Raw genomic sequence first — 11,741 nt, forward strand, 5'->3', positions numbered from 1 at the left:
AAAGGGAAGGTAATTCATGAGGATCATCTCACCAGTGGGATCGCAGATGAAACAGTTCATCTGCGATTGTTTCTGCTCTTTGTCTGCATCGTGGTTTTTTCCATCATGGTGGGTCGTTAATCGGTTTCTGTATTGCTCGCCAGTGTCTGTGGGCGCGGGCTGGGATTTAGCATCTTTGGATAGGTAGGGCTGGTATATGTGGTGATTCGTCTTCACCCCACCCTATATTTCGAATATTTCGATTAATGCTAAAATCCAACCATGGCCAGCCAAACCAACCAACGCATCACTCTCGAACCATCCACCTTCAACGAAACAGACCTCGACCTACTTGTCTCTTTCCTCCACCAAGCCCCTCGCACAGTAGAAAGAACACCCCCAGCCCTCCTAGATCCCGACGGTAAAAAACAAATCATCCCCTTCGCCCTCTACGAAACCCTCACCACCATCGTCGACGCCCTACACCAAAACAAAGGCGTCTCCATCATCCCCACAAACACCCAACTCACCACCCAGCAAGCCGCGGACTATCTTCAGATATCCCGTCCTACGCTAGTTAAGATTCTTGAGTCGGGGACTATCCCTTTTACGACCGTCGGCCGACACCGACGTGTCTTACTAGCTGATCTCATTGGGTACGAAGATCAACTTCGTCGCGAACGCAGAAGTTACCTCAAGAGCCAAACGCAGCAAGCAACAGCAGATAACAGCTACTTCGATCATTAGAGAACCACAAAGACACCTCATTATCCCTACCAAGATGCAACGTGGAAAGACGGATGACACAGAGTAACCTACCCAAAATCTGGACTGTAGAGATCGAAGATGATCAAAAATTTAGAGCCTTCTATCGCTCCCTCAAACCTATTGAACAGGCAACGCTCATGGCAGGATTGCAGGAAGTACTTCCGCGATTAGGCATGAATATTTGCAGCACCGAATGGGGAAAGGCCCTCGGTGGTAGCCTCTATGAATTTCGTATTCGCAGGTCCTTAGATGCGATTTACCGAGAGTTTGTCTCAGAGGAGGCTGCACACTCTACACCTAATCATTTGAGGGGGCGTGAGGTCTCCTTACGAGTCTTCTGCACCTTTGAGGGAAACAAGATTGCCTTGGTCTTAGATGGATACGATAAGCAGAAAAATCCTAATGCTAAGACTCAAAATAGGATGATTACCAAGGCTCGGACGTCTTTAGCCTCGCATAAGGCTGAACAGAAGCAACAGCTCAGGCAGAAGAAGTCGGACGGAAGCGCTTCAGTATCTGCATCTAAGAGACAAAGGAAGAAGCGGAGGTAAACTATTGAAAATTTATGGGGTATAACCCATAATATTTATGGGTTATACCCCATAAAGAAAGGGAGAGATACTGATGGCTCGAGTAAGTATCGATGATTTTTTCGCTTACGAGTTGCACGAAAACCCCTGGTCCGCTGAAACCCAAGAAGTCTTTGAAATGGCTTCTCAAGCTTTTTCCCAAGAAGTTGAAGTCCTCGCAAAAGAACGTGCAGAGATTGGTGCCTATCTACATCAGGCGCGGCAGTCTCACCGCTATTCTCAGAAAGAACTCTCTGCGATTACTTCTATCGACCAGGCCGAAATCAGCAAAATTGAACGAGGTCTTTCTAACCCAACGCTTGATACTTTACTCAAGTTGGCTAAGGCCTTAGGAGTATCTTTGATGGGAATTCCCCAGTCAGAAGTGAAATCAGCCTAAGTCTCATACTTATAGGCTACGCCTTTTATGTGGTAGCGAAATATCTTAAATGCTAGAGGAGAGGTTCTGTGCCCTTATAAGGGCACAGAACCTCTCCTCTTTGTTCTTAATATTTTTTGAGCATAAGGAAGGTAGTTCAGAGAATAAGTACCCAACTATCCAATCGAAACAAATCCGAACATATATTCTAAAAATGCGTATAATTGTGACATGGCGCAATGTACAGCACCCACTCAGGGTCATCGAACAGCAAGCGGACGAGCAAACTGCCCCGCATGTAGCAATAGAGGTTACTCCTCATATTCCAATCCCTCCTACTACTATCCCGGTTATAGCAGCACTACCACGAGCAACAGGGTTTCCTCCTCCACAAGCAGTAAAAAATCCTTCCGCAAAGGATCCACCGTATCCTTATCAGCTACCGAATACACGGCCCTTAAACCGGTACACGAGCAGTCGGTCAAACAGGCAGAAAAATACCCTGATAAAAGAGATCTCTTCCTTTGCCATGCCTGGGATGACCGTGCCGGAGCAGCCAAAGAACTTCACGACGCCTTAGAAAATCTAGGGGTAAGCGTATGGTTCAGCGAAAAAGATATCGAGCTCGGAACATCTCTGACCCGATCTATTGACAAGGGTCTGAAAAACTCACGAATAGGCATTATTCTCGTCACCCCGTCCTTCTATAAACGGGTTGATGCGGCCGGCATTGCAGAACAAGAACTCTCAGCTCTGTTACGCTCTGATCGAGTTATCCCAATCGTGCATGAAACCACATATGAAGAACTTGCTGAAATGAGCCCTCTCCTGGCGGCCCGATCAGGGCTCAACACCGAGGGCTCCTCATTTGAAGATGTAGCTGAGAAACTAGCCGAAGCAGTCTTGGTGGACTAAGTCTTCCAGATAGGAGGGGTCTATGGTCAAATGTTCTAGCAGTTCCTGCCAACACGCTACAGGTAATGGGTGTGTTTGTGTGTGCGGCCATGGCAATCACGGCGCTAAAGCACGTTTACGTTGGGCTGTAGCACTGAGGGTTCCAGCAGGCCAACGCACTAGCCAACAAGAGAATGATAGTGCGATTGCAGCAGAGCAACGATGCAAGGCCCGAGTCGCACTCACCAAACAGAGCGGGAGCCTGCGTCTTTCGAGGACAGATCCGCGTCGTCCTGATGCCAATGCATTTTTTGAGGCTAATCGATCTCTTGAAATCGTGGATTGGCTGATAGAGCATCCTACTGAATTAGAGCAGATGCAGTGGATAGCGGATCAGGTCGGGGATTCCGCAGAAGAACTACTGACACAGCGGGAAGGAAAGCATCGTCGTGTAGCTGATCATCTGTGGTGCGATATTCTTGCCGCTTTAGCAACTGTCTTGGAGAAAGTGCTTGAAACCAAAGATAAGGTTATTGAGCTTGTAGCCTCAGAAGTCGCCGATAGCGTGTGGATACTAGTGAAAAAGGAACGGAGTAAGGAACTAGGCAATGCCCCTTGTCAGAAACCGCAGACGCGAAATACTACAAGTCGCCTATCGCGAGATAAATCTGATGGCCTTGACGAACGGATTTTGAAAAAGACTACACAGGTACTGGTCAAGAAGATCATCAAGCACTTCGCTTCAGATCCTGTGATATCCATTGAAAACCTATTACTACAGATCCGTCTGTTAGCTCTGCTTTTCTGCCCTGATCCCTATGCGCATCGAGCAGTATGGAATCATTGCATGATTCCCCTCCTCAAAGAGAGGGTTATTGCTGAGTCTTTAGAAGAGCTACAAACGCTGAAACGGGTATTCGACCAGAGGTGGAACTGGCCCCTGTAGATTTCCGATTTATCTCAGGTTGATTCCGAATGAAATGTAGAGGTTTGTCCTACTTCGTTTTAAACCAGTTCCCCTGGCATAAGAACGTATCTGCCACATCTCCTGAGTTTCATTCAAAAATCGTTCCGACGATTCTCGCGGATGAGTTCTCTAACCTCGATCGCGCGTGATCATACCGCCTGGTCGTGCGTGGGTCTTTATGTCCCAGTGAATCTTGTAGATGATGTAGAGCAACGCCCATCTCTAGGGCTAAGGTGGCGTGGGTGTGGCGCAGGACGTGGGCGGATACGGTTTTTCTGATGCTAGCGGTTAGGGCTAGTTTTCTCAGCAAGCCGTCCACGTTGCTTCGTTGCCAGGGCCTACCGGTACGCGTGATAAAGACCAGGGGAGAAGTCCCAGTCTTTCCTTGAGTCTCTACCTCTAGCCCTGTTGTTGCGGTCAATTTCCGAAGATTCCGTAGCGTATGTTCAGGCAAATACACCGCGGATTTCTTTCCACCTTTGCGAGTAATCAGCAGCCGCCCTTCAGATATATCAGATTCCCTGATATTGAGAGCTTCGCTGATCCGCAGCCCCGTGGAAAGCAACAGATCCACGAGTGTTTGGGCCCGCAGGGAATGCTCAGTGGCAGCATCCAGTAATCGGAGGGCTTCGCGTTGGGTGAGGGCTTGGGTTGCGGTGAAGTCTGGGTCTACTGGTGGGCGGCGGATGTAGTCGGCCGGGGATTTTTCGATCACCTCATCCAGTAGCAGGAATCTGTAGAAGGCCGAGATTGCAGCCAGCCGCCGCGCGACCGATGCGTTGGAGTCGGTGGTCTTTTCGTGGACTCGGGAGAACACATCCAGGTGCGTGCGGCGCACCTGCAGTAGATCAACACCTGCTTCATCCAGAAAGGCGCAGAATATCTTCAGATCATTCAGGTAAGCCTGCTGAGTATTTTTTGAGGTATAGGAGAGTGCCCAGGAGGTGATGTGTTCGCGGTGTTTAACGAAATTGGGCAGGGTTGAGTCGGTTTCCATCAATTCTGATGGTTCACTGTCGATTATCTCAAGTTCGCTGGACACTAACTAGATACTTCCTGACTAAAAGACGTTTTTGAGACCCGCACCACCAGAAAGCCAGCGTGGAACTCCCTTAACCCATTTTATGGTACATAACCTACATTATGTACCCTATATTGAGAGAGCAAACTACATACGAATCTCACCAGTAAAAGGCTCCACCAATAAAGAAAATCAATGGCTACAGGGGCGAAAACGCCTACCAACACAACCCCATGACTACCTGAGGCCAATGTAAAAAATCGCCACGTCTTCACTTGCACAATGATTGTTTAGCCACCACACGATTCGAGATTAGTAAACTTTTTTACAGCCTTGACCCTCACAGGTGTCCTACAAGTTTTGCTATTCCTGGAGCGTGCAGCCGACCCCAGCATTACAGAGCCCCTTGTGAACTAGAGTTTGGCATTCCTACTAGTGATCAAATTATGATAGTTGAAAGTATTGCACATCACATCAGCCTGGGGTAGTGTGGGTCATACCTCATGAAAGGAAATGCCCTATGGCTACCACAAATAAAGACCTTGACACCATTTCATCGATTGATCCTATGAGGCTTATTCATAAGGGGTAACAACCACCAACTAAACAACGACCCCACCAGCGGCAAAAAATTGAGGATAAATAACCACAAATATTCTCAACACCGCACCGGAGGAACCGTTGCCCCACAAGCCTATAACAGGCCTTAGCCACCAGCAATTCACCACGCTACACACAGCCCTCACCGCCCACATCACCTGGGCAAAACCAGGCGGAAGTGAAGTGCCCCGAGTTTTGTTCCTAGGCATTTGCCTTGATTTCTATTATCACTTGCGGCGGGTTCTGGTCCCAAAAATCGGTTTCCACCTCGACCGGGGTTCGGTACCCCAAGCTTTGATGAAGCCTCGTCTCGTTCCACCATGACACCCACTCAAACGTCGCGATTTCCACCTCGACAACCTCATCCCACCTGCGAGTATGGATCAGCTCGTTCTTGTAGGAACCATTAACGTTTTCCGCCAGAGCATTGTCATAGGAATCCCCGACAGTTCCGGTGGAAGCGGCAATCCCGTGCTGGGCAAGACGCTCGTTGTAGACAACGCTGACATACTGCGAGCCGTGATCCGAATGATGAATGAGACCTGTTGTTTCCTCAGCAGACGCGATCGCCTGGTTGAGAGCTTGCAGCGGCAACGCTTCGGTGCGCATGGAATCTGATAACGCCCACCCAACGATCCGTCGGGAGTAAACATCGGTGACAAACGCGGCATACACAAAGCCTTTCTTCGTGCGCACGTAGGTAATATCAGCCACCCACAGCTTGTTCGGGCCTTCGGCTTTGAATTCTCGCTCCACCAAGTCCGGGCGCAAATCCGGCCTTTGAGGTGTGCGAGTGGTCATAGGCGAGCGGCCTTTGCCTTTGCCTGATACACCGGCTAGACGCATCAGCCGCGCGGTTTGTTCACGACCGATATCGATTCCGTCACGATGAAGAGCATGCCACATTTTCCGCACACCGTAGATGCCGTAATTATCCCGATGGATAGCACTAATGCGTTCAACCAGCACAGCATCACGAAGGCGGCGAGCACTTACCCCACGGGCCTTGGACTGACGATACCCACGCGAGGTGATGAACCCACCAGCGCGGTTATTTTTCAACGTCTTACAGATGAACTCGACAGAGAAACGATTCCGGTATTCATCGATGAACCGGATCATTTCCGACGTTTTGGGTCGAGTTCCGACGCGAAAAAAGCTGAGGCAGCCTTTAAAAGTTCATTGGTGTCGCGTAGCTCTTGATTTTCACGGCGAAGCCTCGCGTTTTCGGCGGCCAGATCTTCAGGCACGGGTTCTGGGATGTTTCCCGCACGGCGGGCCTGCCAAAGTCCATTGACGGGCTGTGTGCCATGACACCCCCAGCTTTGGGGCTACTGCCTGGCACGCGGCTTGCATCGACATATTTTCCGCCAAGATGCGGTCCTCTACAAGACGGACCACACGATCCTTCGCATCCTGGTCAAATTTTCTTGGCATATTCCAGATTTTCCCATCTACTCAAACGGAACAAAACCTGGGACACTTCACTGGAACGGAAATGCCATGACATCTACAGCCTCTATCTATTTAGTTTGTGGCGTTAACGCCTGCAGAATGCGCACATTTTTACATAACGCCAGCTAGTGGCTTGTTTTTTATGTGCGCATTTTACTTTTCTTGATAAGAAAATGCGCACAGAGGTTTATACTCTAGAAAAATGCGCACATAAATGCGCACATCTGACCTGGGGGAATAGAATAATGCGCACAGAACGCAGAAAAATGCGCACATAAAAAAGTAGCGTTGAGCTGCAGTAAGACAACAATGTGCGCATTTTAGGCCGATGTGCGCATTTTTCTTGAAACCTTTATACGTAACACGTACGTGATCGCGATCTTTTAAAGAAAATGTCTCTCTCGTATATAGGGTTAGCTATTTTTCACTGAAAATGCGCACATTTTATAATAAGCACAGGTAGTAATAGGTATTTGATGTGCGCTTTTTATTTCAAATAACATACATTATAAAAACTTATCAATTATTTACACCATCTGACCTGTACTTATGATGATTTTCCAATGTGCGCATTTTGTGCGCATTTTTGAAACCTGAAAAGCAAAATGCGCACATTGGGTTCTCTGACTATGGTGCTGTTGTCTTGGCTTTGCTTGGGCACCCCCCATGGGGGTCGATAGCCCTCGCGCTTATACCGAACACACCCTGGCTGGGACTATCGCCACTAAGTAGCGAGTCCGCCGCGCATTGAAGCCTTGCAAGCAATCATCCGCTGGACCATGCTGAACGCAGCATGCCTAGTGGGATGACGCCGTCAACCAGACAGCGAGTACTGCCGCAGAGACTATACAAACGTCCGAGATTTTTGTGTCGTGCAAAGATGAGAAGCAGTCCACCTCTACTGCTGCGCAGAGAAACCATATATTGCTTACGGCATTGCATCCCTAAAGCTCTGGATGATCTCCACTCTTTTTGAGCGCTGCTACATGCCTCGCTACCGTCGCTCTGGATACTCCAGTTTCCTTCTCAATCTCTAACCAAGAAGGAAAAGTTCCTATTTACTCTAGTTCTCAAGATTTTCTTAAGTGAGGTTTTTACCTACCTGCCTACCGGCAGGGGAACCGTATATTGCTTACGGTATGAGACCCCTAAAGCTCTGGATAATCTCCACTCTTTTTGAGCGCTGCTACATGCCTCGCTACCGTCGCTCTGGATACTCCGATTTCCTTCTCAATCTCTAACCAAGAAGGAAGGGTTCCTGTTTGTACGTACTGGTCGTTGACCATCTGACTAATACGCGACTTCGTCGAACGTCCCTGTGCTTTTTTTAACCTATGTGTCTTTTCAAGTTTCTGGATCTGGCGCTGCGCATATTCGCCCTGTGGATCTGTTTTCCAGCGTTGTGCGGCTTTCTGGCCACCTTTACGCCCCATAGTGGCTAATGCTTTGCGTTCGCTACTGCTCGTCTTTCTAGGCGCATGAGAACCGCTGTATGCGTTGTTCCTAGATTGGGTAACATAGCCTCTAACGCGTCTAGCCATCGTCTGGCGGTCACGCATAGGCGGCATCTCACTACGCCGTCCTGCCGCGCCCACGTGCTGCGCAATGTTGTACGCATGCTCATAGGCATCGATGATGGCCGCATCGGTGAGGCGTTGTCCAGCAGCACGGAGCCGGTGTCCGGTCTTTAAAGCATGGCGGAACGCCGTTTCATCACGGGCCGCGCACCCTTGACTAATCCAAAGGACACGGACGCCGTCGATCAGTTCTGGGTCATATTGATCAAGTCCTGCGCCTATTTCGTTTTCAACATCTTCTGCAAGAGCTTTGAAGGCTTGGGCTTCTTCTCGACGAGCCTTCACTGCATTGATGAGTTCACGACCAGAGCTAAATTGCTGACGCATGTTTTTACCGTACTGAGGGTGTCCAGCCATCTCACGCACCTGCCTTAGAAAGTCCTGGAGGCGAATGACGCGATCGTGTTGGTGATACCAGCGATATGCCTCTACTGACTTACCAGTATAAAAAGGACTACGACTAAAACGGTGCGCAAAGTGCGGGTCATGTGCGAGAAGAGCGCCTAACTCCTGGCTCGTAGCTTTTAGCAGCTCCATATTGCTGGAATGCTTATTTTTGCCGGTATACACCGGGTCAATCAGCCAAATAAACTGAGCTTTACCACTTAGCGGATTAATCCCGGCCCATGCTGGCCCAATGCCTCGCTGGACAAGGGCGAAGATAACGCTTTTAACATAAGCATTGAGATGAACTGGATGGCCTCCAGATTCTCCGGGCTGGTCAACATCAATAACCATAACCGCAGAATATTGCTTATTCGTCAGCATGACGTATTCACATCGACCGAGTTTCTCCGAATCAGTGCGATAAAGTCTCGGAACGCTGCGCTTCTTACCGGTTTCTTCATCTACCACGACACGGTAAGCACTTTGAAAGTCACGGCTGATAGAACCGTGTAGCGCATCACGCCCAAGATGCTGGAGAAGTTTTTCCCGGTCAAGCTGACTTGCCGGAGTATCATCTAGACCTGCGCAATCCTGGCGCACTCTAGATGGCGTACCAACACGCGCACCGGTCAAAGTGCCCGGAGAGGAATCATTAGATAGAATCATGCACATGCTTTCCCCCAGCTACTACTGGGTGATAAGCGAAGGTCACTTGGTTGCCGCCGAGTGGCCTTCTTTCGTCTTTAGTATCTCTCAACTGTAAAACACATGACTGTCATTTTGTGCGAGACACACATAAAGATATGTTTTACCTGCAGTAACAGTGTTTGAAATATATTGCAACAAATGCTAAAACCGCAGAGTATCCTGCATAGATACAAGACATCGACTATGGATCATAGGGGTTAGCGGTACTCATGTGTACTGCCGTCCAAATCAAAGGCTTGGTTGTCACCGAGGCAACCAGGACTACTCCAAGCACCACAGCCTCCAGGACTACAGATAACCAAAGAGCCTTTAAAGAGAAACCACATAGATAAACCCCAGTACTTTCTTCCTCACTGCCAATGCTCACTGGAGTGAACAATCCCTTGTGACTTTTGTCGAAGCTCCGCACAATGGTTATAGGCTGCTTCCCCCCGAACGGCCACTATGTATAAGTTCTAGCCCTGCCTCTCGCCCCTCAGGCAGGGCTAGAACTCGTTAATGATTTCTGAGTCAATCGAATACGAACACTTCAGAGTACTAAGAGTGCAACTCCTACGGTAATCATCCGTTCTCGCCACGTAACTACTAGATGAGGGCACCCCTACCGGTAATCACTAATACAGGGTGCCTATCGTGATGATTACTTTGACTGCTGCTCGTCCTTGGCGGCGACAATCATGTGCGCTAGCACCTCCAGGAACTTATTGAGGTTGCCTGGATCTGCCGTGATGGTTTCGAAGACTTCCTGAGACTCCCGGGCCGCCTGCACGAGTGCGCCGAACCCTTTGTTTTTAAAAGCGTCAGTGCCAGCAACCTGTGAGGGGTTATTTTTCCTGACTAATGCCTGCACAGGGGCTGCTAACTGTCTCCGGCGTAACTGAGCACTCCAGCTGGGATTCGTCTGTTCCACTCACCAATCTCGAACGCCTGCGAATCCAGTTGACATGGCCGGCTTCGTACCATGAGCACCAGCGACTGATCGGTGTTTGGTGGTGTCCGGCCCGTACCGGTCGTCACTGCCTTCGCCGACGTGGCAAGGAAGTCCACGGTTCTCATTAGACCGGGACCACTACTCTCCGACGCGCAGCGACACCGTCCAGCGGGTCGCCCCGCAGCATCGTTTCGCCACGAGGCGCATGTCGGACGCTCCAGCCATCGTCTGCAGCACGCGTGCGATGTGGCTCATACGACCACCCCCTTCTTGCGGAATACCTGCCAGGGGTATACTGTTGACTTGTACAGGTACCCGGTAGGGGTACTACAGAGACACAAGGAGGATACATAATGGCTTCGAACAATTACCAGGTGACGGGCATGACCTGCGGGCACTGCGAGATGTCGGTCCGCGAGGAAGTCGGTGAGATCCCCGGCGTCCAGGACATCCAGGTCAGCGCGCAGACCGGCAAGCTTAACGTCACCGCCGAGGGCGAGATTGACGATGCCAAGGTCCTCGCGGCGGTCGAGGAGGCCGGCTACTCGGCGGTGCGTGTCTGATGAAGGCCGGAGGACGGCTTGCGCTCTACGGGGCCGGGCTGGTGGTGGCGTTCGGCGGGGCCTTCGGCCTTGCCGGCGCCGTCATTCCTGACAGCTTCGTAGCAGCATGGGCAGAAGGAAGTGACGTGAACACACACGGTGAAGGACACGGCGGCGCTGCGCAAGAAACTGCGGAGCCCACTCTGAACGGGGTCTCCGCAAGCGCGGACGGCTTCGTACTTTCCCCAGTCCAGGCTCCCACGGCTGCAGGCGAGGATGGAGACCTGAGTTTCCAGATCCTCGACGAGTCCGGCGAAGCGGTGACCGAGTACACTACCGCGCACGAGAAGGACCTGCATCTGATCGCCGTTCGCACCGATGGTACTGGTTTCCAGCACGTGCACCCCGAGCTTGACACGAGCACAGGCACTTGGTCGGTGCCGTGGACCTGGGACGAGGCGGGCACCTACCGCGTGTACGCCGACTTCACACCCGAGGGCGAGGGAGCCGAAGGGATCACCCTGACTCGCGCCGTCGAGGTGGCGGGCGACTTCGCCCCTGTTGAGACCGAGTCACAGACCACCGACGAGGTCGACGGATACACCGTCTCCCTGAATGGCGACCTTACCGCCGGCACCTCAAGCGAGCTCACCATCTCGGTCGAGCGCGACGGTCAGCCGGTGACCACGCTGGAGCCCTACCTGGGCGCGTTTGGCCACCTGGTGGCGCTGCGCGAAGGCGACCTCGCCTACTTGCACGTCCACGCCGAGGGCGACGAGCCCCAGGCCAGGGACACGGCCGGACCCGAGATCGGATTCGCAGCGGAGGCCCCGACCGCCGACCGTTACCTGCTCTACCTGGACTTCCAGGTCGATGGGCAGGTGCACACCGCCGAGTTCGTGATCGACGCCGAGCATGGTGACGGCTCGCAGACAGACGATTCGCATACCGGCGGCCACTGACC

Annotated in this window: 11 protein-coding genes and 1 pseudogene; 7 read left to right on the top strand and 5 right to left on the bottom strand. The window is 51.2% G+C overall.

Features of this window, described 5'->3' with window-relative positions; genetic code table 11:
• Positions 1-261: 261 nt before the first annotated feature.
• From IDM49_RS11920 to IDM49_RS11940, 5 genes are all read left to right on the top strand, one after another.
• Positions 262-726, top strand: a complete 465-nt coding sequence (locus IDM49_RS11920; protein WP_193836806.1) for an excisionase family DNA-binding protein — start codon at positions 262-264, stop codon at positions 724-726.
• A gap of 53 nt (positions 727-779) precedes the next feature.
• Entirely contained in the window at positions 780-1,298 is a 519-nt protein-coding gene (locus IDM49_RS11925) for a type II toxin-antitoxin system RelE/ParE family toxin (RefSeq protein WP_193836807.1), read from the top strand.
• Positions 1,299-1,371: 73 nt separating this feature from the next.
• Positions 1,372-1,716 carry a helix-turn-helix domain-containing protein gene (locus IDM49_RS11930; protein WP_193836808.1) on the top strand — a complete coding sequence of 115 codons (345 nt, stop codon included), beginning with the start codon at positions 1,372-1,374 and terminating at the stop codon, positions 1,714-1,716.
• A 210-nt stretch (positions 1,717-1,926) separates the two neighbouring features.
• A complete protein-coding gene (locus tag IDM49_RS11935; RefSeq protein ID WP_193836809.1) occupies positions 1,927-2,610 on the top strand; it encodes a toll/interleukin-1 receptor domain-containing protein in 684 nt (227 codons plus the stop codon).
• A gap of 22 nt (positions 2,611-2,632) precedes the next feature.
• The gene (locus IDM49_RS11940) at positions 2,633-3,535 is read left to right on the top strand and encodes a hypothetical protein (RefSeq protein ID WP_193836810.1); all 903 of its coding nucleotides are present in this window, start codon (positions 2,633-2,635) and stop codon (positions 3,533-3,535) included.
• Positions 3,536-3,644: 109 nt separating this feature from the next.
• Here the strand turns inward: IDM49_RS11940 and IDM49_RS11945 are convergent, their stop codons facing one another.
• The 5 genes and pseudogenes from IDM49_RS11945 to IDM49_RS11965 all read right to left on the bottom strand — a co-directional run bounded on the left by IDM49_RS11945 (position 3,645) and on the right by IDM49_RS11965 (position 10,154).
• Positions 3,645-4,598 carry a tyrosine-type recombinase/integrase gene (locus tag IDM49_RS11945; protein WP_193836811.1) on the bottom strand — a complete coding sequence of 318 codons (954 nt, stop codon included), beginning with the start codon at positions 4,596-4,598 and terminating at the stop codon, positions 3,645-3,647.
• A gap of 780 nt (positions 4,599-5,378) precedes the next feature.
• The gene (locus tag IDM49_RS11950; protein ID WP_322746001.1) at positions 5,379-6,299 is read right to left on the bottom strand and encodes an IS3 family transposase; all 921 of its coding nucleotides are present in this window, start codon (positions 6,297-6,299) and stop codon (positions 5,379-5,381) included.
• A gap of 120 nt (positions 6,300-6,419) precedes the next feature.
• Positions 6,420-6,687 (bottom strand): annotated as a pseudogene (locus tag IDM49_RS12495) (hypothetical protein).
• A gap of 1,093 nt (positions 6,688-7,780) precedes the next feature.
• Positions 7,781-9,262: a replication initiation protein gene (locus IDM49_RS11960; protein ID WP_168615670.1), complete on the bottom strand. Its 1,482-nt coding sequence runs from the start codon at positions 9,260-9,262 to the stop codon at positions 7,781-7,783.
• 682 nt (positions 9,263-9,944) lie between these two features.
• A complete protein-coding gene (locus IDM49_RS11965; protein ID WP_070478506.1) occupies positions 9,945-10,154 on the bottom strand; it encodes a hypothetical protein in 210 nt (69 codons plus the stop codon).
• A gap of 434 nt (positions 10,155-10,588) precedes the next feature.
• On the opposite strand from IDM49_RS11965, the gene IDM49_RS11970 reads away from it, so the two are divergent.
• A complete protein-coding gene (locus IDM49_RS11970; protein ID WP_070478508.1) occupies positions 10,589-10,798 on the top strand; it encodes a heavy-metal-associated domain-containing protein in 210 nt (69 codons plus the stop codon).
• Positions 10,798-11,739 carry a hypothetical protein gene (locus IDM49_RS11975; protein ID WP_070478510.1) on the top strand — a complete coding sequence of 314 codons (942 nt, stop codon included), beginning with the start codon at positions 10,798-10,800 and terminating at the stop codon, positions 11,737-11,739. Before IDM49_RS11970 ends, IDM49_RS11975 begins: the two co-directional genes overlap by 1 nt.
• Positions 11,740-11,741: the final 2 nt, after the last annotated feature.

It is taken from the genome of Rothia terrae, assembly GCF_014705925.2.
In the GTDB taxonomy this organism is placed as follows: domain Bacteria; phylum Actinomycetota; class Actinomycetes; order Actinomycetales; family Micrococcaceae; genus Rothia; species Rothia terrae.